The sequence below is a fragment of the Streptomyces sp. NBC_00820 genome, assembly GCF_036347055.1.
Lineage (GTDB): Bacteria > Actinomycetota > Actinomycetes > Streptomycetales > Streptomycetaceae > Streptomyces.
Genome location: NZ_CP108882.1, coordinates 6,390,941 through 6,415,941, shown reverse-complemented (window position 1 = coordinate 6,415,941; position 25,001 = coordinate 6,390,941). Strand labels below are relative to the sequence as shown.

At 70.7% G+C, this 25,001-nt stretch carries 23 protein-coding genes; 11 read left to right on the top strand and 12 right to left on the bottom strand.

All coding sequences use genetic code 11. The annotated features are described in order from the left end of the window. The first annotated feature begins 2 nt into the window (after window positions 1–2). The 7 genes from cysC to OIB37_RS28705 all read left to right on the top strand — a co-directional run bounded on the left by cysC (window position 3) and on the right by OIB37_RS28705 (window position 6,620). Window positions 3–539 (top strand): adenylyl-sulfate kinase, encoded by a 537-nt coding sequence (cysC, locus tag OIB37_RS28735; protein WP_330460518.1) that lies wholly within the window; start codon window positions 3–5, stop codon window positions 537–539. Then, complete coding sequence (cysD, locus tag OIB37_RS28730; RefSeq protein ID WP_330460517.1) at window positions 536–1,480, top strand: sulfate adenylyltransferase subunit CysD; 945 nt, start codon at window positions 536–538, stop codon at window positions 1,478–1,480. Before cysC ends, cysD begins: the two co-directional genes overlap by 4 nt. 2 nt (window positions 1,481–1,482) lie before the next feature. Next, a complete protein-coding gene (locus OIB37_RS28725; RefSeq protein ID WP_330460516.1) occupies window positions 1,483–2,817 on the top strand; it encodes a sulfate adenylyltransferase subunit 1 in 1,335 nt (444 codons plus the stop codon). 235 nt (window positions 2,818–3,052) lie between these two features. Then, on the top strand, window positions 3,053–4,165 hold the full coding sequence (locus OIB37_RS28720) for an aliphatic sulfonate ABC transporter substrate-binding protein (protein WP_330460515.1): 1,113 nt from the start codon (window positions 3,053–3,055) through the stop codon (window positions 4,163–4,165). A 36-nt stretch (window positions 4,166–4,201) separates the two neighbouring features. Continuing rightward, window positions 4,202–4,981: an ABC transporter ATP-binding protein gene (locus OIB37_RS28715; RefSeq protein ID WP_330460514.1), complete on the top strand. Its 780-nt coding sequence runs from the start codon at window positions 4,202–4,204 to the stop codon at window positions 4,979–4,981. Then, window positions 4,968–5,861, top strand: coding sequence for an ABC transporter permease (locus tag OIB37_RS28710; protein WP_330460513.1), 894 nt, complete (start codon window positions 4,968–4,970; stop codon window positions 5,859–5,861). The genes OIB37_RS28715 and OIB37_RS28710 overlap by 14 nt, the downstream gene beginning before the upstream one ends. 6 nt (window positions 5,862–5,867) lie before the next feature. Beyond that, on the top strand, window positions 5,868–6,620 hold the full coding sequence (locus tag OIB37_RS28705) for a sirohydrochlorin chelatase (protein WP_330460512.1): 753 nt from the start codon (window positions 5,868–5,870) through the stop codon (window positions 6,618–6,620). A gap of 82 nt (window positions 6,621–6,702) precedes the next feature. Here OIB37_RS28705 and OIB37_RS28700 read toward each other — a convergent pair whose 3' ends face one another. From OIB37_RS28700 to OIB37_RS28690, 3 genes are all read right to left on the bottom strand, one after another. Continuing rightward, complete coding sequence (locus tag OIB37_RS28700) at window positions 6,703–7,002, bottom strand: hypothetical protein (RefSeq protein ID WP_330460511.1); 300 nt, start codon at window positions 7,000–7,002, stop codon at window positions 6,703–6,705. Between the two features lie 514 nt (window positions 7,003–7,516). Then, the gene (locus tag OIB37_RS28695) at window positions 7,517–8,158 is read right to left on the bottom strand and encodes a mycothiol-dependent nitroreductase Rv2466c family protein (RefSeq protein WP_330460510.1); all 642 of its coding nucleotides are present in this window, start codon (window positions 8,156–8,158) and stop codon (window positions 7,517–7,519) included. A 101-nt stretch (window positions 8,159–8,259) separates the two neighbouring features. Beyond that, on the bottom strand, window positions 8,260–8,805 hold the full coding sequence (locus OIB37_RS28690) for a DUF1697 domain-containing protein (RefSeq protein ID WP_330460509.1): 546 nt from the start codon (window positions 8,803–8,805) through the stop codon (window positions 8,260–8,262). Between the two features lie 466 nt (window positions 8,806–9,271). Here OIB37_RS28690 and OIB37_RS28685 point away from each other — a divergent pair, with 466 nt between their 5' ends. Then, window positions 9,272–11,518: an MMPL family transporter gene (locus OIB37_RS28685; protein WP_330460508.1), complete on the top strand. Its 2,247-nt coding sequence runs from the start codon at window positions 9,272–9,274 to the stop codon at window positions 11,516–11,518. Between the two features lie 62 nt (window positions 11,519–11,580). Here the strand turns inward: OIB37_RS28685 and OIB37_RS28680 are convergent, their stop codons facing one another. From OIB37_RS28680 to OIB37_RS28670, 3 genes are read right to left on the bottom strand one after another with little or no spacing between them, the layout of a single operon-like run. Continuing rightward, window positions 11,581–12,879: an ABC transporter substrate-binding protein gene (locus tag OIB37_RS28680; protein ID WP_330460507.1), complete on the bottom strand. Its 1,299-nt coding sequence runs from the start codon at window positions 12,877–12,879 to the stop codon at window positions 11,581–11,583. Further along, entirely contained in the window at window positions 12,879–13,712 is an 834-nt protein-coding gene (locus OIB37_RS28675) for a carbohydrate ABC transporter permease (protein WP_330461996.1), read from the bottom strand. Before OIB37_RS28675 ends, OIB37_RS28680 begins: the two co-directional genes overlap by 1 nt. A 5-nt stretch (window positions 13,713–13,717) precedes the next feature. Further along, window positions 13,718–14,644 carry a carbohydrate ABC transporter permease gene (locus tag OIB37_RS28670; protein ID WP_330460506.1) on the bottom strand — a complete coding sequence of 309 codons (927 nt, stop codon included), beginning with the start codon at window positions 14,642–14,644 and terminating at the stop codon, window positions 13,718–13,720. Between the two features lie 177 nt (window positions 14,645–14,821). On the opposite strand from OIB37_RS28670, the gene OIB37_RS28665 reads away from it, so the two are divergent. Together OIB37_RS28665 and OIB37_RS28660 are read left to right on the top strand one after the other, a co-directional pair. Next, complete coding sequence (locus tag OIB37_RS28665) at window positions 14,822–15,685, top strand: aminoglycoside phosphotransferase family protein (protein WP_330460505.1); 864 nt, start codon at window positions 14,822–14,824, stop codon at window positions 15,683–15,685. Between the two features lie 264 nt (window positions 15,686–15,949). After that, a complete protein-coding gene (locus OIB37_RS28660) occupies window positions 15,950–16,366 on the top strand; it encodes a spore-associated protein A (RefSeq protein ID WP_330460504.1) in 417 nt (138 codons plus the stop codon). A gap of 461 nt (window positions 16,367–16,827) precedes the next feature. On the opposite strand, the gene OIB37_RS28655 is transcribed toward OIB37_RS28660, so the two are convergent. The 6 genes from OIB37_RS28655 to OIB37_RS28630 form a co-directional block, all read right to left on the bottom strand. Continuing rightward, the gene (locus tag OIB37_RS28655) at window positions 16,828–17,631 is read right to left on the bottom strand and encodes an SAM-dependent methyltransferase (protein WP_330460503.1); all 804 of its coding nucleotides are present in this window, start codon (window positions 17,629–17,631) and stop codon (window positions 16,828–16,830) included. A 154-nt stretch (window positions 17,632–17,785) separates the two neighbouring features. Continuing rightward, a complete protein-coding gene (locus OIB37_RS28650; RefSeq protein WP_330460502.1) occupies window positions 17,786–18,499 on the bottom strand; it encodes a 3'-5' exonuclease in 714 nt (237 codons plus the stop codon). Then, entirely contained in the window at window positions 18,496–18,660 is a 165-nt protein-coding gene (locus OIB37_RS36355) for a hypothetical protein (RefSeq protein ID WP_443058217.1), read from the bottom strand. Before OIB37_RS36355 ends, OIB37_RS28650 begins: the two co-directional genes overlap by 4 nt. A 100-nt stretch (window positions 18,661–18,760) precedes the next feature. Beyond that, window positions 18,761–19,999, bottom strand: a complete 1,239-nt coding sequence (locus OIB37_RS28640) for an SAV2148 family HEPN domain-containing protein (protein WP_330460501.1) — start codon at window positions 19,997–19,999, stop codon at window positions 18,761–18,763. Window positions 20,000–20,101: 102 nt separating this feature from the next. Continuing rightward, entirely contained in the window at window positions 20,102–21,439 is a 1,338-nt protein-coding gene (locus OIB37_RS28635) for a copper amine oxidase (protein ID WP_330460500.1), read from the bottom strand. A gap of 161 nt (window positions 21,440–21,600) precedes the next feature. Next, complete coding sequence (locus OIB37_RS28630) at window positions 21,601–22,428, bottom strand: Tat pathway signal sequence domain protein (protein ID WP_330460499.1); 828 nt, start codon at window positions 22,426–22,428, stop codon at window positions 21,601–21,603. A 313-nt stretch (window positions 22,429–22,741) separates the two neighbouring features. On the opposite strand from OIB37_RS28630, the gene glgX reads away from it, so the two are divergent. Further along, window positions 22,742–24,886 carry a glycogen debranching protein GlgX gene (gene glgX / locus OIB37_RS28625; RefSeq protein ID WP_330460498.1) on the top strand — a complete coding sequence of 715 codons (2,145 nt, stop codon included), beginning with the start codon at window positions 22,742–22,744 and terminating at the stop codon, window positions 24,884–24,886. Window positions 24,887–25,001 lie beyond the last annotated feature (115 nt).

Below are 25,001 nucleotides of genomic sequence, written 5' to 3'. Positions count from 1 at the left end.
TGGTGACGAGCGGAGCCACTGTCTGGCTCACGGGTCTGCCGAGCGCGGGCAAGACCACCATCGCGTACGAACTGGCCGGCCGGCTGCGCGCCGAGGGCCACCGCGTCGAGGTCCTCGACGGGGACGAGATCCGCGAGTTCATCTCGGCGGGCCTCGGCTTCTCCCGCGCTGACCGGCACACCAACGTACGGCGCGTCGGCTTCGTGGCCGAACTGCTGGCCCGCAACGGCGTCAAGGCGCTGGTGCCGGTGATCGCGCCCTACGCGGACAGCCGGGAGGCGGTGCGCGAGCGGCACGAGAAGAACGGGACGCCGTACCTGGAGGTCCATGTGGCGACCCCGGTCGAGGTGTGCTCGGCGCGGGACGTGAAGGGGCTCTACGCCAAGCAGGCCGCGGGCGAACTGTCGGGTCTGACCGGGGTCGACGACCCCTACGAGGAGCCGGCCGAGCCCGACCTGCGGATCGAGTCGCAGCACCAGACCGTGCCGGAGTCCGCGGCGCTGGTCCGCGCGCTGCTCAGCGAGAGGGGACTGGCATGACGACCGTCGCCGAGGTGACGGGCGGCGAGGAGGGCACGGCCGGTCCGTACGCCCTCTCCCACCTGGACGCGCTGGAGTCCGAGGCGGTGCACATCTTCCGCGAGGTGGCGGGCGAGTTCGAGAACCCGGTGATCCTGTTCTCCGGGGGCAAGGACTCCATCGTCATGCTGCACCTCGCGCTGAAGGCGTTCGCCCCGGCCCCGGTCCCCTTCTCACTCCTCCATGTGGACACGGGACACAACTTCCCCGAGGTGCTGGAGTACCGGGACCGTGTGGTCGCCGCCCATGGGCTGCGCCTCCATGTGGCCTCCGTACAGGACTACATCGACCGGGGTGTGCTCAAGGAACGTCCCGACGGCACCCGTAACCCGCTGCAGACGCTGCCGCTCACGGAGAAGATCCAGAGCGAGAAGTTCGACGCGGTCTTCGGCGGTGGCCGGCGCGACGAGGAGAAGGCCCGCGCCAAGGAGCGGGTGTTCTCGCTGCGGGACGAGTTCTCCCAGTGGGACCCGCGCCGGCAGCGGCCCGAGCTGTGGAACCTGTACAACGGGCGGCACGCGCCCGGCGAGCACGTACGCGTCTTCCCGCTGTCCAACTGGACCGAGCTGGACGTGTGGCAGTACATCGCCCGCGAGGGCATCGAGCTGCCGGAGATCTACTTCGCGCACGAGCGCGAGGTGTTCCGGCGGGCCGGGATGTGGCTGACGGCCGGCGAGTGGGGCGGCCCGAAGGACACCGAGACCACCGAGAAGCGGCTGGTGCGGTACCGGACGGTGGGTGACATGTCCTGCACGGGCGCCGTCGACTCCGACGCGACCACGCTGGACGCCGTGATCACCGAGATCGCCGCCTCCCGGCTCACCGAGCGGGGCGCGACCCGCGCCGACGACAAGCTCTCCGAGGCCGCGATGGAAGACCGCAAGCGCGAGGGGTACTTCTGAGCATGACCACGACGACGACCGAGGCACTCTCGGCCACCACCCTGCTGCGGTTCGCCACCGCCGGCTCCGTCGACGACGGCAAGTCCACACTCGTCGGACGGCTGCTGCACGACTCCAAGTCGGTCCTCACCGACCAGCTGGAGGCCGTGGAGCGGGCGTCCGCTAGCCGCGGCCAGGACGGCCCCGACCTCGCGCTGCTGACCGACGGCCTGCGCGCCGAGCGGGAGCAGGGCATCACCATCGACGTGGCCTACCGCTACTTCGCGACCCCGCGCCGCCGGTTCATCCTGGCCGACACGCCCGGCCATGTGCAGTACACGCGCAACATGGTCACCGGCGCCTCCACGGCCGAGCTGACCGTGGTCCTGGTCGACGCCCGCAACGGCGTGGTCGAGCAGACCCGCCGGCACGCGGCGATCGCCGCGCTGCTGCGCGTGCCGCACGTGGTGCTGACCGTGAACAAGATGGACCTCGTCGACTACCAGGAGTCCGTGTTCGCCGCGATAGCCGAGGAGTTCACGGCGTACGCGACCGAACTGGGCGTCCCCGCGGTCACCGCGATCCCGATCTCGGCGCTCACCGGCGACAACGTGGTGGAGCCGTCCGCGCACATGGACTGGTACGGCGGCCCGACCGTCCTTGAGTACCTGGAGACCGTGCCGGTCAGCCACGACCTGTCGCACTGCCACGCCCGGCTGCCCGTGCAGTACGTGATCCGCCCGCAGACCGCCGAGCACCCCGACTACCGGGGTTACGCGGGCCAGATCGCGGCCGGCAGCTTCCGGGTGGGCGAGGAGGTCACCGTCCTGCCGTCCGGGCGCACGACGCGGATCTCCGGCATCGACCTGCTCGGTGCGCCGGTGGACGTGGCCTGGACGACGCAGTCGGTGACGGTCCTGCTCCAGGACGACATCGACGTCTCGCGCGGCGACCTGATCGTGCCGTCGAAGGACGCGCCGGCCACCACGCAGGACGTGGAGGCGACCGTCTGCCATGTCGCCGACCAGCCGCTGACCGTCGGGCACCGGGTGCTGCTCAAGCACGGCACGCGCACGGTCAAGGCCGTGGTGCGGGACATCCCGTCCCGGCTCACGCTCGACGACCTGTCCCTGCATCCGCATCCGGGCCGGCTCGTCGCCAACGACATCGGGCGGGTGAAGATCCGTACCGCCGAGCCGCTGCCGGTCGACTCCTACGCCGACTCGCGCCGCACGGGCTCCTTCATCCTGATCGACCCGAGCGACGGCACCACGCTCACGGCGGGCATGGTCGGCGAGTCGTTCGCCGCGCCCGAACCGGTCAAGAACGCATCTGAAGAAGAGGGCTGGGACTTCTGACCATGAACTCCACCGACTTCTACGCCACGTTCGCGAAGGAGGGCGGCCGCGTCGGCAGCGGGACCCTCGGTAGCGGGCAGGGCGGAGTCGCGCGATGTGCGTGCTGACGTACGCGCACCGCTCGCGCGCCCGGCTCCCCCACGTGAAGCACCAGCAGCGACGAAGACCCTTTGCCGACCTCCCGGCCACGGCCTGATAACCCGTGACCGCCGGGCCACCGAGAGGACCACCTCCCGTGCCTGCCACCAGCTCGAAACTGTTCCGCCGCGGTGTGACCGCGATCGCCGCGCTGCCCCTGCTGGCCCTCGCGTCCTGCGGCTACGGCTCCGAGGCCAAGGACGACGGCGCCAACCAGAAGGTCGCCGCCGGGTCGAAGAAGATCGACGGCCTGGACTCCGTGAAGATCGGCTACTTCGGGAACCTCACGCACGCGACCGCGCTGGTCGGCCGGCGGCAGGGCGTCTTCCAGAAGCAGCTGGGCGCCACCAAGGCCGAGTACGCCACCTTCAACGCGGGCCCCTCCGAGATCGAGGCGCTCAACTCCGGCTCCATCGACATCGGCTGGATAGGCCCGTCCCCGGCGATCAACGGCTACACCAAGTCGGGCGGCACGGACCTGAGGATCATCGGGGGTTCGGCGTCCGGCGGTGTGAAGCTCGTCGTCGACCCGAAGAAGATCAAGTCCCTGAAGGACGTCAAGGGCAGGAAGATCGCCACGCCTCAGCTGGGCAACACGCAGGACGTGGCGTTCCTCAACTGGGCCGCGGATCAGGGCTGGAAGGTCGACGCGCAGAGCGGCAAGGGTGACGTCACGGTCGTCCGCAGCGACAACAAGGTGACCCCGGACGCCTTCAAGTCCGGCTCCATAGACGGCGCGTGGGTGCCGGAGCCGACCGCGTCCAAGCTGGTCGCCGAGGGCGGCAAGGTGCTGCTCGACGAGTCGTCGCTGTGGCCGGACAAGAAGTTCGTGATCACGAACATCATCGTGTCGCAGAAGTTCCTCAAGGCACACCCCAAGGCCGTCGAGGCGGTGCTGAAGGCCTCCGTCGAGACCAACAAGTGGATCAAGGCCAACCCCGACGCGGCCAAGGCGGCGACGAACGAGCAGCTGGAGACGGACTCCGGCAAGGCGCTGCCCGCGGCCGTCCTGGACCCTGCGTGGAAGTCCATCCAGGTCACCGACGACCCGCTGGCCGCCACCCTGGACGCCGAGGCCGAGCACGCGGTCAAGGCCGGCCTGCTGGACAAGCCGGACCTGAAGGGGATCTACGACCTGACGATCCTCAACAAGGTCCTGAGGGGCCAGGGCGCCGGCACCGTCGACGCCGCCGGTCTCGGTACCGACTGACGCCCCGCCCCGCCGATCTCCCAGGAGGTGACGACCATGGCCACGACCCTCGCCAAAGCCGACCAGTCGGTCGGGTACGCCGCACGCCTCGACGACGTCTCGAAGTCCTTCGCGGGCCCGGACGGCCGGCAGCTCGTCCTGGACGGCATCAGTCTCGATGTCGCGCCCGGCGAGTTCGTCACGCTCCTGGGAGCGTCGGGCTGCGGCAAGTCCACGCTGCTGAACCTGGTGGCGGGACTGGACCGGCCCACCTCCGGGTCCATCAGCACGGACGGCCGGCCCGCGCTGATGTTCCAGGAGCACGCGCTGTTCCCGTGGCTGACCGCGGGCAAGAACATCGAACTCGCCCTGAAACTGCGCGGAGTTCCCAAGCCGGCGCGGCGCGCCAGGGCCGAGGAACTGCTCGAACTCGTCCGGCTGCAGGGCGCCCACGGCAAGCGCGTCCACGAGCTGTCGGGCGGGATGCGCCAGCGTGTGGCACTGGCCCGCGCGCTGGCCCAGGAGAGCAGCCTGCTGCTGATGGACGAGCCGTTCGCGGCGCTGGACGCCATCACCCGGGACGTGCTGCACGACGAGCTGACCCGGATCTGGAAGGAGACCGGCCTCTCCGTCCTGTTCGTCACACACAACGTGCGCGAGGCCGTACGACTGGCCCAGCGCGTGGTGCTGCTGTCCTCCCGCCCCGGCCGGGTGGCCCGGGAGTGGGCCGTGGACATCCCGCAGCCGCGCCGCATCGAGGACGCTCCGGTGGCGGAACTGTCCCTGGAGATCACCGAAGTCCTGCGTGGGGAGATCCGCCGCCATGGCCAGCACTGAGACGACGCCCGCTCCCGGGACGGGGAGCACCGGAAGCGTGGAGGCGGGCCTCGACGCGCTGGAGACGGTGCGGTCGGGCCGTACTCCGCTGCGCCGCACCCTCCTCGACAAGGTCGTGCCGCCGGTCACCGCGGTCCTGGTGGTCCTGGTGGTCTGGCAGGCGCTGATCTCCCTGAAGGTCGTCGACGACCCGAGCAAGCTGCCCTCGCCTGCCGCGGTGTGGCACGCGATCGAGCGGGACTGGCTGGAGGGCAAGCTCCTCGGCTACATCTGGACCAGCGTCTCGCGCGGCCTGCTCGGCTTCTTCTTCGCCCTGCTCATCGGCACCCCGCTGGGGCTGCTGGTGGCCCGGGTGCGGTTCGTGCGCGCGGCGATCGGGCCGATCCTGTCGGGCCTGCAGTCGCTGCCGTCGGTGGCGTGGGTGCCGCCGGCCGTGATCTGGCTGGGCCTGAACAACTCGATGATGTACGCCGTGATCCTGCTGGGCGCGGTCCCTTCCATCGCCAACGGTCTGGTGTCCGGCGTCGACCAGGTGCCGCCGCTGTTCCTGCGGGCGGGCCGCACCATGGGGGCCTCCGGTCTGCGCGGCGTCCGGCACGTCCTGCTGCCCGCGGCGCTGCCCGGGTACGTGGCGGGCATGAAGCAGGGCTGGGCGTTCTCGTGGCGCTCGCTGATGGCCGCCGAGATCATCGCGTCCTTCCCCGATCTGGGCGTCGGGCTGGGCCAGTTGCTGGAGAACGGCCGCAACGCCCTCGACATGGCCATGGTGTTCGAGGCGATCCTGCTCATCCTGTTCGTCGGCATCGCCATCGACCTGCTCCTCTTCAGCCCGCTGGAGCGGTGGGTGCTGCGCAGCCGCGGCCTGCTGGTGAAGAGCTGACGTCCCGTGCCCGGCACCCCGGTCCTCCTCGTCATCGCCCACGGCAGCCGCGACCCGCGGCACGCCGCGACCGTGCACGCCCTCGTACGGCGGCTGCGGTCGCTGCGGCCGGGCCTGCGCGTGGAGACCGGCTTCCTCGACTTCAACCTCCCCTCCGTCCACGGCGTGCTGGAGTCGCTGGCGGCCGACGGGGTCCGTGATGTCGTGGCGCTGCCCCTGCTGCTGACGCGTGCCTTCCACGCCAAGGCCGACATCCCCGCCGTCCTGCGGGACGCGCCGGCGCGGCTGCGGATCCGGCAGGCGGAGGTGCTCGGGCCGTCCCCGCTGCTGCTGTCCGCGCTGGAACGGCGGCTGTACGAGTCGGGGCTGAGTCCCGCCGACAAGTCCTCGACCGGGGTCGTGCTGGCCTCGGCGGGGTCCTCCGACCCGGAGGCGATCGCGGTGATCGCCGACATCGCGCGGGAGTGGTGGCACACCGGTTGGTGCGCCGTGCGACCCGCGTTCGCCTCCGCCGGCTCTCCCGCGGGCTTCCCGCGCACCGAGCAGGCCGTCGCCGAGCTGCGCGCCCTCGGCTGCGCCCGGGTGGCCGTCGCGCCGTACGTCCTCGCCCCCGGCTTCCTCCCGGACCGCATCGCGCGGGGCGCGGCCGAGGCGGACGTGCTGGCGGACGTGCTGGGACCGGCGCCCGAGGTGGCCCGGGTGCTGCTCGAACGTTACGCGGAGGCGGTCGTGTCGGCGCCGCTGGCGCTGGGCGCCTGAAGCGGTCCGGGCGGCCTGCGGCGGCGGGGTCCGTGACGGCCGGCCCCGTGACGGCGGGGCCGGTGGCGGCGGGGCCGGTGGGTCACAGGCCGAGGGCGTTCATGAGCTGCTGGGTGTAGGCGAGGCTGCCGGTGCCGGCCATCGCTCCGATGCTGACGGCCTCCAGGGCGGAGCGGATGCGGCCCCGGTTGGGCGGGTAGCCGTCCTCCACGGCCTGGGCCAGCTCGTCCTGGATCACCTCGCCGTGGCCGGCGAGCACCGGGTACTCCGTCCGCAGCGCCTCGGCGAGGCCGTCCGCGAGCCGGGTCAGGGCCTCCAGGTCGAGTTCGGCGCCTGGCTCGTAGCGGGCGGGGGTGCTGCCGTGGAAGTTGTACGTACTCAATTCGTGTCCTCACTCCTGATCCGACCGGGCCGTGGGGTGCGGGCCACGGCGAGGGCGCTGGTGCCGACATCGCCGGACCGCTGACGTTACCGATGTCGCGGGGCGCCCCACCGGTTCTCAACAGTGGATCAGAGGGCCACGAGCGTGGACAGAGGGCCGAAAATCGCCGCCCGTTCGGGTGATGGATGGCCGTTGACCCCTTCTCGCGGGGCGCTCCCCGCCCCTCGTGCGCCGTGGTGGGCGGGCGCCGTGCGAGGGACGGCGCGGGGTGCCCGTAGCGGGGTTCACGTGGGCGGGTCCGTGACGGAGGGGCGTACGGGAAGGGCCGCCCACGTTCCGGCGTTCCCCTGTGACGTCGGATCGTGGGCGGCCCTTCGTTCTGCGCCACACCGGAGGTAAATGTCACAGGGGGGCACCGTGTCGTCACACCGCACCGATGGTTATCGGCCAACCTGCTTTCGGTGCGGCATGGTTGACATCTGCCGGTAAGCACTGTTCCATCTCTCGCGTCCGGTCAGTCGAAGCAAAGTCCGCCCGTGCGGGTGCGCTTGAGCTCGAAGAAGTCCGGGTGGCGCGCCAAAGTCCGGAAACTGTCGAAGAGTTCTGCGGCCTCGGCGCCACGTGGTACAGCCCGCAGCACGGGCCCGAACCACACGGTTCCGTCGACATGGATGGTGGGCGTGCCCACATAGCCCCCCGTCTCCGGCTCCATGCCCTCCTCGTGACTGCGGCGCACCGCGTCGTCGTACGACTCGTCGCGCGCCGCGTCGGCCAGTTCGGCCGGGAGCCCGAGTTCGGCCAGGGACTCCGCGATCACCACGTCGAAGTCCTCGACCCCCCGCTCGTGGATCCGGACGCCGAACGCGGTGTACAGCTCCCGCAGCACCTTCTCGCCGTGCCGCTCGGCCGCGGCCACGGCGACCCGTACGGGCCCGATCGACCGGTCGACCAGGTCCCGGTACCAGTCCGGCAGTTCGTTGCCCCTGTTGTGCACGTACAGACTCATGACGTGGAACCGGAGGTCGAGCCGGCGTGACCGCTCGACCTCAAGCATCCAGCGGGACGTGATCCAGGCGAAGGGACAGGCGGGGTCGAAGTAGAAGTCGACCCGCGTGGGTTCGGCCGTCGGGCGGTTCTCGGACTCGGGCTGTGTCATGCCGTCGACGCTAGTGCGCCACCGGCCTCGTATCGCGGTCCAATCGGCCACCGTCCCCTTGGGCCATTCCGGCTCCTGTGACGCACCGGAACACGATCTCCTCAGTCGCGGGTCATCTCGACGAGCTTGAGCACGGTGTTCCAGTTCCGGCTGGTGGCGATCAGGCCCTTGGTGACCCTGGGGCGGGACAGCTCCCCGGCCAGCTTGGAGGGGGTGGGGCCGCCGGGGGTGTACAGGTACAGGCAGCGGTCGCCCGTACGGAACTCCTCGGGGAGGCGGGCGGGCTGGTCGATCGACGCGAAGCGGTCGGGGGTGACCGGCGCGGAGAGATAGGTGACGTGCAGCTGCCTGCCCTGCAGTTCGGCGGCCGGGAAGGGGCAGGCGTCGGCGACCGCCGCGAGATAGGCGTGGTCGCGCACGAGCACGTCGACGGCGAAACCGAAGCGCGCTTCGATTGCCCGGGTCAACTCGGCCGCCAGGGACTCCTCTTCACCGCGTCCGGCGGTGAACACGGCCTGGCCGCTCTGCAGATAAGTCCGTACGTCGTCGTGACCGAGGCCCGTCATGAGGGTGCGCAGGTCGGCCATCGGGAGCTTCCTGCTGCCGCCGACGTTGATCCCGCGCAGCAGCGCCGCATAGGTCGTCATCCGGACACGATAGAGCGGTCGTCGTGCCCCGTGGGGGCGGGCACGACGACCATGCCCCGGCGTGCGCCGGGTTGCGCGAAACTCTGGCCGATCAGGCAGGTGCGGGGCAACCTCTACACGCAGCTGTGACTTGTTCAACAAGCTTTCGAAATCACAAAGTGGATCTCTGTCGGCGGATCGGACAGGACGGTCCGGGAAGCCGGCACCGGGAGTACCCGAGCCGTCCCCGAGCGTCGCGACCGGAGGCGTCCCCAAGGGGCGACCCCGAGACGGCATCCCCGAGAGGCGCCCCCGAGAACCGCCGATAGATGTAAGGGGTCGTCGTCCTCCCCAGCGGTGAGCCGGACCCCGCGCACGTCACCGGTCAGTACGACGAGACGCCGGCACCCCGCGCCTACTGTCGAAGCGGAGAAACGAAGGCGTGGCGGCAGGGGGCCGTCACCGCGGACGAGGGGGACATCCCGTCATGGGGAAGACAGACGTGCGGGTACGGGGGCTGGCCGCCCGCGCCGGCGGGTGGAGCGCCCGGCACCGCTGGGCCGCCGTCGGCATATGGGTGCTGTTCGTCGTGCTGGCCGTGGGACTCGGCTCGGCGGCGGGCCGGGTGGACGTGAACGAGAGCGACCAGCTCAAGGGCGAGACACACACCGCCGCACGCATCATCGAGGACGCGGGGATCAAGGAGCCGGCCGGCGAGACCGTCCTGATCCAGTCCAGGGACGGCTCACTGCGGGCCACGAGCGGCGAGTTCCGCACCGCCGTCGCCGATGTCGTCAAGGCCGTCGAGGGCACCGGCAGGGCCACCCACGTCACGTCGCCGTACGACACGGACACCATCTCCCGTGACGGGCGCAGCGCCCTGGTGCGCTTCGACATGCGCGGCGACGCCGACACCGCCGGCGAACGGGTGGAGCCGGTGCTGGACGCCGTGGCCGGGGTGCGGAAGGCCCACGGCGGGCTGCGGATCGAGGAGATCGGCGGCGCCAGCATGAACAAGCAGTACAAGGACGCCTTCGGGGACGACTTCCAGAAGGCCGAGTACTCGGCGGTCCCGGTCGCCTTCGGCATCCTGCTGATCGCGTTCGGCGCGCTGGTGGCGGCGCTGCTGCCGATGGGCCTGGCGATCACCGCGATCATGGCGACGATGGGGCTGATGGGCCTGGTCAGTCATGTACAGCCGATGAGCGACACCGCCAGCTCCGTGATGCTGCTGGTCGGAATGGCCGTCGGCGTCGACTACTGCCTGTTCTACCTGCGCCGCGAGCGTGAGGAACGGGCCGCCGGGCACGACCCGGGCACCGCGCTCAGGATCGCCGCCGCCACCAGTGGCCGCGCGGTCATCGTCTCCGGTGTCACGGTGTGCGTGGCGATGGCGGGCATGCTCTTCACCGGCCTCGCCGAGTTCGAGGCGATGGGACTGGCCTCGCTGATGGTGGTGGCGGTCGCCATGGTCGGCTCCGTGACGGTGCTGCCCGCGCTGCTGTCGCTGCTGGGCGAGCGGGTGGAGAAGGGCCGGATCCCGTTCCTGCGCCGCCGCACGGCCGGACCGGGCGAGGGCAGCCGGTTCTGGACCGCCGTGCTGCGCCGTGTGCTGGCCAAGCCGCTGCTCTCCGTCGTGGTGGCCGCGGGCGCGCTGCTGGCGGTGGCCGCGCCCGCACTGGGCATGAACACCCAACAGCTCACCCTGGACCAGGAGTTCGGCCACTCGTTGCCGATCGTGCAGACGTACGAGCGGCTCAATGACGCCTTCCCGGGCGGTTCCGAGCCCGCCGAGGTGGTCGTCAGGGCCAAGGACATCGGCGCGCCGGAAGTCCAGCGGGCGATGGAGGACTTCAAGCAGCTGGCGATCTCCTCGGGCGCCTCGCGCGGCCCTGTCGACATCACGCTGCACGAGGAGCGGAACGTCGCCCTGATCGACGTTCCCCTGGTCGGCGGCTCCGACATGGACCAGGCCGTCAAAAGCCTCACCAAGCTGCGCGACGAGGTGCGGCCCGCCACGCTCGGCAGGGTCGCGGGCGTCGAGGCGCCCGTCACCGGGCAGGTCGCGGGCAACCACGACTTCAACGACCAGCTGCTCGGGTCCGTCGTCCCGGTCTTCGCGTTCGTGGTCGTCTTCGCCTTCCTGCTGATGCTGCTGTCCTTCCGCTCGCTGACGGTCGCGATCACCTCGATCGTCCTCAACCTGCTGTCCGTGGGCGCGGCTTACGGCATCCTCGTCGCGGTCTTCCAGCACGGCTGGGGGGCGTCGCTGGTGGGGGCGGAGGGCGTCGGCGCGATCGTCACCTGGCTGCCGCTGTTCCTGTTCGTGATCCTGTTCGGCCTGTCGATGGACTACCACGTGTTCGTGGTCTCCCGGATCCGCGAGGCCCGGCTGCGCGGCCGCGACACGATGGAGGCGATCCAGCACGGGGTGGTCACCACGGCCGGGGTCGTCACCAGTGCCGCCGTCATCATGGTCGCGGTGTTCGCGATCTTCGGCACGCTGTCCATGCAGTCCATGAAGCAGATGGGCGTGGGTCTGGCCGCCGCCGTGCTCATCGACGCGACGGTCATCCGCGGGGTGCTGCTGCCGGCCGTGATGGCCCTGCTCGGCGAGCGCAACTGGTACCTGCCGAAGTGGCTGCACCGCCTGCCCGACCTCACCCATGACGAGGCGCCGCAGCCGGCCGACGCGCTCCCCGCGCGCGGCGAGGGCGAACGGCTGGGCGTCTGACCCCGGTCACGGTGCGGGCGTGGGCCCGCCGGCCTCCCAGGAGGCCGGCGGGCCCACGCGGGTCAGCGCTGGTAGCGGGCGAGGACCAGGTTGCCGTCCCGCTCCAGGCGCCGGCGCAGCCCGGCGAGGCCGGTGGCGCCGCTGTAGTACTCCTGGAAGGCGGGGGTGGCCACCTTGTCCTTCCACTCGGGGTATCCGCGCACGGACTGGGCGGGTGCCGGACGGAGATGGGCGGCCAGGGCGGTGCCGGTCGCCCAGCCGTCCTTCGCGGTGTGCAGCGCGGGGTCCTTCAGTGCCTCGGTGCCGGTGGGCAGCATCCAGTCGCCGAGGGCGAGGCGGACCATGTTCCGCGGCCGCAACAGGAAGGCGATGAACTCGGCGGCCTCCCTCTTGTGGGGGCAGTCCGCGCTGATGGACAGGGTCTGCGGGCTGACACCCTGGGTGAGGCCGTCGGCGCCGGCGGGAGCGGGCAGCACCTTCCAGTCGAAGCCCTTCGGGGCCTGCTGCGCGATCTGCTGACGGTAGGAGAAGCCGAGCGGGACCATCGCGTACCGGCCGCCGAAGAAGCCGGGCAGCGTGTCCGAGCCGCCGCTGCCGAGCGTCGAGGCGGGCGCGCTGTGGTCGACGGCGACCTGGTCGTGGACGGTTCGCGGTACGACGGACTCGCCGGCGCCGAACCGCACGGTCACCTTGCCGCCGGCGTCCCGCTGAAAGAGCCGGCCGCCCGCCGAGAGCGAGAGGTTGAGGGTGGCGGACACGGGTTCCTTCAGCGGCCAGGCCACTCCGTACTTGCCGTCGCCGCTGAGGCTCTTGGTGACCTGCCGGAACTCGGCCCAGCTCCACGGATGTGCCGGGGTCGGTATGCGCACCCCGGCCGTGCGCAGCCATGCGGCGTTGGCGATCAGCACCCGGGGTTCCTGGAGGAACGGCACGCCGTACACGCCCTTCCCGAAGGCCGCCGTGTCCCAACTGCGCTGCGGGATGGCGGACTTGAGGCGAGCGGGCAGGAGGTCGTCGAGGTCCGCGAGGTAGCCGCCGTACGCGAAGTCGGCGAGGTCGTCGGAGGCGTCGTGGATGACGTCGGGGGCCTCGCCGCCCTCGAAGGAGGTGAGCAGCTGGTCGTGCACACTGTCCCAACTGCCCTGGACATACTCGACCTTGACGTCCGGGTGGCTCGCGTTCCACTCCTGGACCAGTTCCTTGTTGGCGGCGACGGAGTCCTGCTGCCAGGCCAGGGACTGGAAGCGCAGGGTGACCGGGCCGCCCTTGTCGCGGGCTCCCGGGGAGCACCCGGCGAGGAGCAGCAGGAGGACGGCGGCGACCGCCGTGGTGAGCCTGGTCCGCGTGCTCGGGCTCCGCATCAGCTCTTCACCGCCCCGGTGATCAGGCCACCCGTGATCCGCCGTTGGACAAGGGCGAACACGGCCAGGGAGGGCAAAGTGGCGAGGAGCGCGGCGGCTGCCAGCGGGCCGAGGTCCGCGACGCCCTCCGCGCCGATGAAATGGGTGAGGACGACCGGGAGGGTCTGGTTGCCCGGGCTCTTCAGCAGCACCAGCGCGAAGAAGAACTCGTTCCACGCGGTGACGAACGCGAACAGCGCCGTCGCCGCGATCCCCGGCGCGAGCAGCGGCGCCGTCACCGACACCAGGGTCCGCAGCCGCCCGGCCCCGTCGACGGCGGCCGCCTCCTCCAGCTCGACGGGCACCGCCCGCACGTATCCGGTGAGCATCCACAGCGCGAAGGGCAGCGCCCACACCACGTAGACCATCACCAGTCCGGCCAGCGAGTCGATCAGCCGCAGGTTCTTCAGCACCAGGAACAGCGGGATGACGAGCAGCACGAACGGAAAGGCCTGGCTGACCACCACCCAGCCGCTCGCCGCCCGGGCCAGCGGGCCGCGCCGCCTGGCCGTGACGTACGCCATCGGTGTCGCGATCAGTACGGCGACGACGGCCGCGCCGAGCGCCGCGAGCAGGGAGTTGAGGGCGGCGTGCAGCAGCGGCTGCTCGTCGAAGGCCTGGCGGAAGTTGGCGAGCGTGGGATGGCGCGGGATCCAGGTGGGGTGGAGACTGCCCAGCTCGCGCGGCGACTTGAACGCGGTGGACAGCAGCCACAGCAGCGGGAAGGCCAGGAAGAGCAGGTAGGCGAGCAGGGCGGCGTACTGTCCGGCGCGCGCCGCGGGGCGGGTCCTCAGCGCGCTCACGCGTCCTCGCCTCCTCGCAGCCGGCCGGCCAGGAACACCGCGAGCAGGACCGAGATCACCGCGACCATCACGCATCCCATCGCCGCCGCGTAGCCGAACTGGCCGTAGCGGAAGGCTTCTTCGTAGGCGAACAGCATGGGCAGCCGGGTCCTGCCGCCGGGTCCGCCGTTCGTGAGGACGTACACGAGAGCGAAGGAGTTGAAGTTCCAGATGAGGTTGAGCGCGGTGATGGCGAGGGCGACCGGGCGGAGGGCGGGCCAGGTGACCGTGCGGAAGCGGCGCCAGGCGCCGGCGCCGTCCACGGCCGCCGCCTCGTGCAGTTCGCGCGGGGTGTTCTGGAGTCCGGCGAGCAGGGCGACCGTGGTCTGTGGCATGCCGGCCCAGACGCCGACGACGATGACGGCGGGCAGCGCGGTGGCCAGTCCGCTCAGCCAGTCCCGGCCGGCGCCGAGGCCGAGATCGCGCAGGGTCTCGTTGAGGATGCCGGCGTCCGGGTTGTAGACGAGGCGCCACATGATGCCGACGACGACCTCGGGCATCGCCCAGGGGACGATCGCGAGGGCGCGGGCCAGCCAGCGCAGCCGCAAATCCTGGTCGAGCAGGAGGGCGAGGCCGAGGGCCAGCAGGAACTGGGGCACGGTCACGCCGACCGCCCACACCAGGCCGATCCGGAACGACTCCCAGAACAGCGTGTCGTGCAGCAGGTCCCGGAAGTTCAGGACACCGGTCCACGCGGTGGGCGTGGTGCGGCCGGACTGGGCGTCGGTGAACGCCAGCAGGATGCCGTACAGCAGCGGTCCCACGCTGAGGACGAGGATCGGGATCAGGGCGGGCAGGACCAGGAACCAGGCGCCGGGACCGGCGGCCCGTCCGCTCGCCCGTCTGACCCGTCTCGCCCGTCCCGCTTCGGCCACCGATGCCACGGAATCAGCCCCCGCTCTTCCACCCGTGCCGCTTGACGCGTTCATGGTTGTAAAGGTGTGAAGTCACGTCAAGAGCCCGCGCACACCGCACGACCTGTACGAATGCGAGACTGACCGGAGTCGGGACACACCCGGCACGGGACGAACGGCGTGAGAAGAACGGCACGGAGGCGGACGATGGACGAGGCACGGGCGCGGGACGTACTGGCCGCGGCGAAGGTGCTGCCGGGCCCGGCACGGGACGCGCGGCTCCTCGCTCTCGGCGAGAACGCGGTGTTCGCCGCCGGTGACCTCGTCGTCAAGGTCGGCCGCGACCCCGAACTGCTGGACCGCGCCCGCCGCGAGCTGGACATCGCCGGCTGGCTGGCCGGGGCAAACGTACCGGCGGTGCGCGCGGCCGAGCCGGAGCCGCTGCTGGTGGACGGACACCCGGTCACCGTGTGGCACCGGCTGCCGGACGCCGTACGCCCGGCCGAACCCCGGGACCTGGCCCAGCTGCTGCGCACTGTGCACGCGCTGCCCGCTCCCCCCTTCGCACTGCCGCCCCGCGAGCTGCTGGGCGGCGTGGAACGCTGGCTGCGGCTCGCGGGCGACGCGATCGCGCCGCAGGACGCGGCCTACCTGCGCGAGCGCCGCGACGGCTTCGCGGCGGCCGCGGCCGCGCTCACGCCCCACCTCACACCGGGCCCCATCCACGGCGACGCGCTCCCCCGCAATGTGCACATCGGCCCCGACGGCCCGGTCCTGGTCGACCTGGAGACCTTCTCCGCCGACCTGCGCGAGCACGACCTGGTGGTCATGGCCCTCTCCCACGACCGCTACGGACTCCCCGACGAGGCGTACGACTCCTTCACCGAGGCCTACGGCTGGGACGTGCGCGCGTGGGAGGGCTGCTCGGTGCTGCGCGGCGCCCGCGAGACCGCCAGCTGCGCCTGGGTCGCCCAACACGCCCCGGCCAACCCCAAGGCCCTCACCGAGTTCGAACGTCGCGTGGCGTCCCTGCGCGCCGGCGACGAGACGGTGCGCTGGTATCCGTTCTGAGTGGTACGCACGGCCCTGCATACGACCTCACGACAGCCGGGCATCGGCGGGCACAGAGGGTCTGCGGCCAATTGGAATAAAAGATCTCCGCGGAAGTCCAAACACTTCAAGGCTGTGATTCAGATCACCAATCGATCTTTGATGGTATGCGTCTTTGGCGCATCCCGTCACGTTGCCGCATTCACATTTGACTGCAAGCATCAGATCGCTTTTCAGGATGAAGTCTCGCAGGTCACCTTTTAGATAAAGCTTCGAAGGAGAAAAATGTCGTCGCTGAGGAAGAGAGTTGCCGCGATGCTTACCGTTGCGGCGTCCATCACTGGTCTGGCTATTGCGACGGCTCCCAGTGCGAGTGCCGCCGGCAGTGCGCCGTACAACGGCGCATGCGGCTCCGGGTACAGCGTGATCGACTCGCTTCCGCTCACGGGCGGCATCGTGTACCTGACGTATAGCGGCGCGACCGGCAAAAACTGCGTGGTCACCATCCGCAACACCGCCGGCAGCCCCATCGGGATAAGCGCGTGGGTCTCGCGAGCGGACGGGACGGGCTACGACAGCGACGGGGGTCAGTACACGACCTACGCGGGGCCGGTCTACGTTTCCGCCCCGGGCACTTGCATCAACTGGGGAGGCACCTTCAACGAAAGCAGCGATTACCGGGTGAACTCCCACTGCGGGTGATGATTCATATCGGACCGTCAGCCGTTTTCGGCTGACAGCTTCGGTGCACGTGGCATGATTTGTTTCGGTGGCCTGATGTCTTTTCACCGAGCGTTTTCAGCGTTGCCGCTCCAGGGTGAGGACGGCTCTGGCGATGACGGTCATGCGCACGCCGATGCGGCGGTAGTCTGCACCGTCCTCCACCCTCACGGATGACGCTGCGCATCGCGACCCACTCGACCAGGGCATGCGGGAGGTCGAGTGCGGCAGCACAGGTATCCAACAAGGCTCCTGTGCCGCTGGGTCGAGGCTTCGATACCTCACTCAACGGCGCAGGAGCCTCGTGCGTTGCGGGTCCTTCCATCGCCCCGGCCACGTCACCCGGTCAAGGGGCCACACTGAAGACGTTCACCGAGCGCGGGGTCACCCTCCAACCCCGGTCTGACAGCAGTGGCCCCGCACGTTCGACCCAGGAGGAACTCCTACTCCTTCAGGCCCACCGCTCCGGCCGCGTGGCCCTGCTCGCGGGGGATGCCCGCGGAGTCGGGGTCCGGGCGCCAGTCGGCGGACCTGACCAGGCCTGGTTCGACCAGGCGCAGCCCCTGCAGAAAGCTCCCGATGCGCTCGGGCGAGCGCAGGTGGTACGTGTTGACGGACTGCGCGTTGTACGCCTCGACGGCCGCCTTGAGCGGTTCGCTGGTGGCCGTGCCGTCGCTCAGGGCCACGTAGCTGCCCCGCGGCAGAGCGTCGATCAGCTCGGCCACGATCCGCTCGGGCTCCTCCTCGTCCGAGACCTGGCCCATGATGTTGAGCAGCATCAGGCCGATGGGCTGGTCGAAGTCCAGCGTGTGAGCGGCCTCGGTGAGGATCTTCTGCGGGTCGCGCACATCGGCGTCGAGGTAAGCGCACTTTCCTTCCGGCTTGCTGCGCAACAACGCGTCGGCGTGGGCCAGGACGATGGGGTCGTTGTCCACGTAGACGATCTTGCTCTCGGGCGCGACGCCCTGGGCGACCTCGTGGGTGTTGTCGGTGGTGGGCAACCCGGTGCCGATGTCGAGGAACTGGCGGATCCCGGCATCGCGCGCCAGAAACCGCACCGCTCGTACCAGGAAGCGCCGTTGCACTCGGGCGATGGCTGCGAACTCGGGGAAGTGCTGGAGGATCAGGTCGCCGGCCTGACTATCCACCGGGTAGTGGTTCTTCCCGCCGAGCAGGTAGTCCCACACACGCGCTGAGTGGGGTCGATCGGTCTGCAGCCTGCTGCCCCAGTCGTCTCGGTCAGTCATGGCCGAAGCATGACACACGGCAGTCCTCAGGGCCTCCAACTCCCCTGCCTCCCCTCATTGTTGCCCGTCAGCCGAGGCTCTCGGCAACAATGCGCACCCGCGCCGCGCCGGCCCGGCGGCCCTCACCGGACGGGCAGCGACGACCGGCCAGGCCTCACGGCCTCCGGGGTATGAGCGGCCACGCCGGCTCGACGACAGCCGCCGGATCCGCGGTGCGCCGCAGATAGGCCTGCAGGGAAACCGACTGCTCGGCCGCGGCGCGCACCTGAAGGGCATGAAGCTCCGCCAAGGGCATCATCCCGACGAGCTGGTGCTTCTCCCCCATGCGCCGCACCACCCGGCCGGCGGCCACGGCGTCGGCCCTCGCGTTGTGCGCGTCGTCGAGCGACACCCCGTAGTGAGCGCACAGCGCGTGAAGGGCCCGCTTCCCCTTGCGGTACTTGTCCACGTGCTTGTCGATCACCAGCGGGTCGATGACCGTCAAAGTCCCGCCGCCCAGCCGCTCGCTGATCGACTCGACCCCGTACCGCCGGCACTCACGGTCGAGCAGTGACAGGTCATAGCGTGCGTTCATCACCACCAGAGGCGTCCCCGAACGCATCCCCTCGGCGACGGCCTCCGCTATCTCCTCGACCGCGGAAGCGGGCGGTGCCCCGTACGCGCGGGCACGCTCCGTCGAGATTCCGTGGATCGCCGACGCCTGCTCCGGTATCGCGACGCCGGGATCGAGCAGCCAGTTCCGCTCCCCCGAGACGGCCCCGTCCGGGTCCAGCCGCACGACCGCCGCCGTGACGATGCGGTCGGTCTCCACGTCGGTGCCCGTGGTCTCCAGGTCGAAGGCCATCAACGGCCCACTGATCCAGCTCATCGCACGACCCCCGCACCGGCGAGGGCGACGGCCTGAGTGCCCGTCCGCCCGCAGGACGTGAGCACGCCGGCGACCGCGCCGGTGGCGACGCGCGCCTCGTGCGGATCGGTCCCGGCCGTCTCCAGGTCGAAGCCGGTCAGCGGCTTCCGGTGCCGTCCCATGGGTGGTCCCCCTTCTCGGTGGTGCTTTCCCCCAGTGGGTTCCACCCTCGCACGGGGTACTGACAATCCGAGGACCGCGTTCCGCCTGCCCGGGGACAGGTCAGGACACAGGGCGCGAATCCGACCAAGCCAGCTCGAATTCCTCGCGGTATGTGGGGAAGAGTCCGGATTCGACCACATCGTCCGACTTGACCAGCCGGCTGCCGCCTCGCAGCACCAGCACCGGAGACTCCATCCCGCGCGCCCCGCGCAGATACGACTGCACCACGGCGACACCGTCGGCCCCGTCCCCGTCCACCAGGTAGGCGGTGAAGCGCGGCGTCTCGTCGTACACCTGGATCTCGAAGGCGCCCGGGTCGCGCAGCCGGGAGCGCACCCGGCGCATGTGCAGGATGTTCATCTCCACGGCGCGGCTCAGCTCGCCCCGCTTCATCCCGAGCTCGCGCTCGCGGCGCTTGACCGCGCTGGAGGCCGGGTTGAGGAAGAGCAGGCGCACCCGGGTGCCGCCCTCGGCGAGCCGGACCAGACGGCGGCCTGAGAAGTTCTGCACCAGCAGGTTGAGCCCGATGCCGATGGCGTCCAGGCGCCGGGCGCGGCCGAAGAAGTCCTCGGCCGGGAACTGGCGCATGAGCCGCACCCGGTCCGGGTGGACGGCGACCACGTCCGCGTACCGGTCGCCGACCAGGTCCTCGACCGCGTCGACGGGCAGCCGGCGCGCGGAGGGCACGTCGGCCCCGGCGCCGAGCAGTTCCAGCAGCCGGGCCGAGGCGCGCTCGGCCTGGTTCAGCACGGCCTCGGACAGGGCCCGGTTGCGGGAGACGACGTTGCGGGTCACCTCCAGCTCGTCCAGGGCGAGTTCGAGGTCTCTGCGCTCCTCGAAGTAGGGCGCGAAGCACGGCCAGTGCTGCACCATCAGCTCGCGAAGCTGGGGCAGTGTCAGGAAGCTGAGCACGTTGTCGTCGGCCGGGTCGAGCAAGTAGCCCTTGCGGCGGCTGACTTCGCGCACGGCGACCGCCCGCTGCATCCATTCCTGTCCGGTGTGGCCGGCCGCGGCCACCACCCACTCGTCACCGTGCACGGGTTCGTAGACGGGGCGCAGCACCGCCGCGACGACGGCCCGCATCCGCTGTTCGACGAGGTTCAGCCAGATGTAGGCCCGGCCCGCCCGCTGGGCGCGGGTGCGCACCTCGTGCCAGGCGTCGGCGTCCCAGTCCAGTTCCGGCCCGATGGACCCCGCGCCCATCGGACGGGCCAGGGACACCGCGCCGGGCGGGACGTCTGTGGAGTTTCCCTCGTGACCCTCGCCACCAGGAGGCAGCTCCAGCCCTCCCGAGCCCACCCGTGCACCGCCTTCCGTCCCCCGGACCTTCCCCGTCCCAACGATCAAGGAAGGGTACTCCGGGAGCGGCGGCCGGTGCAGCCGGATGGACAGGTCGGTTTCTCAACTACGCGGACGCCAATGGCCGTTCTGCCCAGCCAGCTCGCCGGGAGTGAGCGGATTCATAGCCGTGACGTCGCGAGGTGCGATGCTGAAGCCCTGCCAGTGGACCGGCATGGGCTGTTGGTCCTCGTCGCGGGCGATGTGATGGAAGCCCACGTTCATCCACACCACCGGGTGAGTGAGGGCCTGTCCGTTGACCCATCGGTCGACCGAACGGGGCGCCCCGGCGGGGCATCCGGGGTTGTTGCTGGCGAACAGCTCGCACGCTTCGTACTCGGTGAAGTACACGTCGTGGCGGGTGAACGCGCGGCCCGGGTACCTGGTGGTGGGTCCGGGCACGATCTCGTACGAACGGGCGTGTCCGTCCCGGTTCTTGCCGGCCGCGCTGACGATCCGCCACCAGCGGTACGTCTTGGCGTCGCCGCCGAGTTCCTTGGTGACCCTGGTCCGGGTGGTCTTGTTGGTGGGCGCCTGGCGCCCCCGGGCGGGGGCGGTGACGGCCGAGTCGTACTGCTCGACCTTCGTCTTCGAGGAGCCGTCGAGGCCGAAGTCCAGTCGCCAGAAGACGTTGTGGCTGTGGCTGGTGGCGTAGGCCTTGGCGCCCTTGCCGATGGGCCAGCCGCGGCCGTCGCCGGCGTCGTAGTCGTCCCAGGAGAGGCTGCCGGTGGCGCCGACGTTCATGTGGACGGTGCCGTCGTCCTGGAAGCGCCATTCGGTCAAGTACTCGTACCAGCCGACCTGGTTGACCGTGTAGACGAGCAGGTCCTTGCCCTGGGCCTGGAAGACCGTGTTCGCGCTGTTGCCCTGCATGCGGTAGGCGTGTCCGCGTGAACGGGTGGTCGTGCACAGGCCCTTGACGTCCGCATGGTCCGGGTCCACGGCGTCCGGGACGCGCACGGTCGTGATGGTGCCGCCGGGGCACTCGCCCGGTGCCAGGTTCACCAGGCCCTGGGCGAAGCCGAAGCCGGTCAGGTCGTCGTACTCGACGCTGCCGTCGTCGTAGGGGACGTCGATCTGGGCGAGGCGGGCGCTGTTGAGGACCTTGATGGGTGCGGGTTCGCCCTTGGACCGGTAGGAGACGTCCTCCAGGACGAGCCCGGCCTTGCTGTCGTAGCGCCAGCACATCCGCCAGGTGGTGCCGCCGGCCAGCTTCTGTTCGATGCGGTGGGCGGCGCCGCAGTCGGCGGCAGCGGCGGTGCCGGTCCGCTGCTGGGCGGTGGCGGTCGCCGGACGGGCGGCGGCCGGTCCCGCGCCCACCGCGGCGCCGACGGCGAGCACGGCCACGGTGAGGCCGACGGAGGCCCGGGTGCGGGCGCGCGTGATCCTGTTCACGGGCATGACGAGACGACTCTCCTGAAGTGCGAGCGTGGAGGATGGGTGGGCGAACAGCCGGGCGGTGCGGCGTACTTCGCCGTCCGGGGCATGCCGGGGCCCCGACGCCGTGCGCCGGTCATCGGATGCCGGGCGAGGACACCGCGCGCCGAAGCCGGCGCCGGTGTTCAGTGCCGGTCGAGACGGGCGACCTTGCGGGCGCTCAGGTCGACGACCAGCCACCGGGCGTCGATCCAGGGGCCGTTCCTGACCTTCGGGAACAGCCGAACGCAGCGGTGTTCACCGCACGCTCCCAGAGCGGCGGGTTGCCCGCCCGGGACGGCCCGGTAGACCGCTCCGTTGAGCAAGAGCTGGTCCGCGGTGGTCAGTTCGCGGCCGGTGGCGTCCTTGTAGTCCGCCCTGAGGCCCGCGCCGAGCGGGTCGGCGATCAGCAGCTCGGCTGCCTCGGCGTTCTCGGCCCGGCTCAGCGGCGGCTGGACGCCGTGGCTGACCACCGTCCGTTCGACGGTACCGGCCTCCAGGTCGACCGTCCTGGTGACGAGCGAGTCGCTCCGGTAGTCGTAGAAGGTCACGTCGGCCCGCCGCGGCGGGCTCGGGTCGTCCACTTCGTCCGCGTGCGGTTCGGCGAGGTCGACGCCGAGGCGCTGCGGACCCCGGTCGCCGGCGACGTTCTCGCCGGCGGTCAGCAACTGCCCCGTCCTGGCGATCCTGTCGACCCGCCGGATCTCGTCGCCGGTCAGCGGGTCGCGGCCGGTCCCCTTCTCGCCCTCGGCCGGCGCCGGTTCGACCACGCCCGGCGGTACCGGGTCCGCTCCCTGCCCGGACTGCCACGCGGCCTGCCTGCCGCCCGCTCCTCCGCCGCCGCCTCCGCCGCCGCCGTCGTCCGCCCCCGCCGTGCCCGGCAGGGTGACGGCGGCCATCATCGCGGTCCCGGCGGTCGCCAGGCCCACCCCCGCCATCACCTTGCCCAGATGGCGGCGCACTGTCTCGCGCACATCTTCCCCCTACTCCCCCTGTGTCCCGGGAGTACGTGTCTGTCCACTGGCTCGACACACGGCCGGCACCCGCGCTGGTCGACGCGAGTCGCCATCGGTCACGATCGGTCGCGGTCGGTCCCCCAGAGCTCCCCGAGCATCCGGAGTGCCCCGAGCACCTCCAGGTACCTCTTGCCACCCTCGATCCACGATGTGCCGTATGCACCGGTCGGCCCGTAAGAGGGGTGTAAGTCACGGGAGGTTCCCTTACTTTCGCGCAGACTCGCGGTCAACGCGCCCCCGGCGGGGCGCCACACCTGGAAGAGTCGTAGCCATGCAGGTCTGGCCTGGAGAGGCGTATCCGCTCGGCGCCACCTATGACGGCGCCGGAACCAACTTCGCGGTCTTCACGGAGGCCGCGGACCGAGCAGAGCTGTGTCTGCTGCACGACGACGGCTCGGAGACGGCGGTGGAGCTGCGCGAGAGCGACGGGTTCGTGCGGCACGCGTACATGCCGGGCGTGATGCCGGGCCAGCGCTACGGCTTCCGCGTGCACGGCCCGTACGACCCGGGGCGCGGGCTGCGCTGCAACTCGGCGAAGCTGCTGCTCGACCCGTACGCGAAGGCGATCGCCGGATCCGTGCGATGGGGCGAGGAGGTGTACGGCTACCACTTCGGTGCCCCCGAGCGGCGCAACGACCTGGACTCGGCGCCGCACACCATGACCTCGGTGGTGATCAACCCGTACTTCGACTGGGGCGACGACCGGCCCCCGCGCATCGAGTACCACCACACGGTCATCTACGAGGCCCACGTCAAGGGGCTGACCATGCGCCATCCGGGACTTCCGGAGGAGCTGCGCGGCACGTACGCGGCGCTCGCGCACCCGGCCATCCTCGACCACCTGACCGAACTCGGCGTGACGGCACTCGAACTGATGCCCGTACACCAGTTCGTGAACGACCACCGGCTGGCCGACATGGGCCTGAGCAACTACTGGGGCTACAACACGATCGGCTTCTTCGCCCCGCACAACGCGTACGCCTCCTGGGGCGACCGCGGCCAGCAGGTCCTGGAGTTCAAGTCGGCGGTCCGGGCGCTGCACGAGGCCGGGATCGAGGTCATCCTGGACGTCGTCTACAACCACACCGCCGAGGGCAACCACCTGGGCCCGACCCTGTCCTTCAAGGGCCTGGACAATCCGTCGTACTACCGGCTGGCGGACGATCCGCGCTACTACACGGACACCACCGGCACCGGGAACTCGCTGCTCATGCGGTCGCCGCACGTGCTCCAGCTGATCATGGACTCGCTGCGGTACTGGGTGACCGAGATGCACGTCGACGGGTTCCGCTTCGACCTCGCGGCGACCCTCGCCCGGCAGTTCCACGAGGTGGACCGGCTGTCCTCGTTCTTCGACCTGGTGCAGCAGGACCCGGTGGTCTCCCAGGTCAAGCTGATCGCCGAGCCCTGGGACGTGGGCGAGGGCGGTTACCAGGTGGGCAACTTCCCGCCGTTGTGGACCGAGTGGAACGGCAAGTACCGCGACACGGTGCGGGACCTGTGGCGCGGCGAGCCGCGCGCGCTCGCGGAGTTCGCCTCGCGGCTGACCGGCTCCTCCGACCTCTACCAGGACGACGGCCGCCGTCCGCTCGCCTCCATCAACTTCGTCACCTGCCACGACGGTTTCACCCTCGGCGACCTGGTGTCGTACGACCAGAAGCGCAACAAGGCCAACGGCGAGGACAACCGGGACGGCGAGAGCCACAACCGCTCCTGGAACTGCGGCACCGAGGGCGAGACGGACGACGCGGACGTGCTGCGGTTGCGGGCGCGGCAGATGCGGAACTTCGTCGCCACGCTGATGCTGTCCCAGGGCGTGCCGATGATCAGTCACGGAGACGAGTTCGCCCGCACCCAGCGTGGCAACAACAACGCCTATTGCCAGGACAACGAGCTGTCCTGGGTGCACTGGCCCGAGGACGGCGCCGGCAACGACAGCAGCAGCAGCAGCGGCAGCAGCAGCGATCTGCTGGAGTTCGTCCGGGCGATGGTGTGGCTGCGCCGGGACCACCCGGTGTTCCGGCGGCGCCGCTTCTTCCACGGCCGGCCGGTGGAGGGCACCCACGACGAGCTGTCCGACATCGTCTGGTTCACTCCGGAGGGCGCGGAGATGACGCAGCGGGACTGGGACTCGGCCCAGGCGTCCGCCCTGACGGTGTTCCTGAACGGCAACGCGATCTCCGAGCCGGGTCCGCGCGGGGAGCGCATCGCCGACGACTCCTTCCTGCTGATGTTCAACGCCTCCCCCGGGGCGCTGGACTTCCTGGTGCCGGTCGACCACGGCCGGCAGTGGCAGGTCGTCGTCGACACCGCCCGGCCGGAGGGCGTGGCACCGGGCGGGGGCCCGAAGGTGGCGGCCGGCGATCGCCTCACCCTGCCGGACCGCAGCATGACGGTGCTGCGACGACCCGCGTGAGGGCTCCGTAAGGAACTCCGTAGGGAACGCCGTAAGGGGCTCCGTAAGGGGCCCCCTGACGGCGCACGCGCGCGTGGGACCATCCGCCATCTGCGGCATGCGCGGGGTCGTGCGC

Bases quoted from the DNA above. Each gene is read 5' to 3' on its own strand.
- OIB37_RS28715 (WP_330460514.1), top strand. From the start codon at position 4,202: ATGGCCACGACCCTCGCCAAAGCCGACCAGTCGGTCGGGTACGCCGCA.
- OIB37_RS36355 (WP_443058217.1), bottom strand. From the start codon at position 18,660: ATGGGACGGCACCGGAAGCCGCTGACCGGCTTCGACCTGGAGACGGCC.
- OIB37_RS28665 (WP_330460505.1), top strand. From the start codon at position 14,822: ATGGACGAGGCACGGGCGCGGGACGTACTGGCCGCGGCGAAGGTGCTG.
- glgX (WP_330460498.1), top strand. From the start codon at position 22,742: ATGCAGGTCTGGCCTGGAGAGGCGTATCCGCTCGGCGCCACCTATGAC.
- OIB37_RS28685 (WP_330460508.1), top strand. From the start codon at position 9,272: ATGGGGAAGACAGACGTGCGGGTACGGGGGCTGGCCGCCCGCGCCGGC.
- OIB37_RS28690 (WP_330460509.1), bottom strand. From the start codon at position 8,805: ATGACGACCTATGCGGCGCTGCTGCGCGGGATCAACGTCGGCGGCAGC.
- OIB37_RS28660 (WP_330460504.1), top strand. From the start codon at position 15,950: ATGTCGTCGCTGAGGAAGAGAGTTGCCGCGATGCTTACCGTTGCGGCG.
- OIB37_RS28635 (WP_330460500.1), bottom strand. From the start codon at position 21,439: ATGCCCGTGAACAGGATCACGCGCGCCCGCACCCGGGCCTCCGTCGGC.
- OIB37_RS28710 (WP_330460513.1), top strand. From the start codon at position 4,968: ATGGCCAGCACTGAGACGACGCCCGCTCCCGGGACGGGGAGCACCGGA.
- OIB37_RS28695 (WP_330460510.1), bottom strand. From the start codon at position 8,158: ATGACACAGCCCGAGTCCGAGAACCGCCCGACGGCCGAACCCACGCGG.
- OIB37_RS28680 (WP_330460507.1), bottom strand. From the start codon at position 12,879: ATGCGGAGCCCGAGCACGCGGACCAGGCTCACCACGGCGGTCGCCGCC.
- OIB37_RS28655 (WP_330460503.1), bottom strand. From the start codon at position 17,631: ATGACTGACCGAGACGACTGGGGCAGCAGGCTGCAGACCGATCGACCC.
- OIB37_RS28725 (WP_330460516.1), top strand. From the start codon at position 1,483: ATGACCACGACGACGACCGAGGCACTCTCGGCCACCACCCTGCTGCGG.
- cysD (WP_330460517.1), top strand. From the start codon at position 536: ATGACGACCGTCGCCGAGGTGACGGGCGGCGAGGAGGGCACGGCCGGT.
- OIB37_RS28650 (WP_330460502.1), bottom strand. From the start codon at position 18,499: ATGAGCTGGATCAGTGGGCCGTTGATGGCCTTCGACCTGGAGACCACG.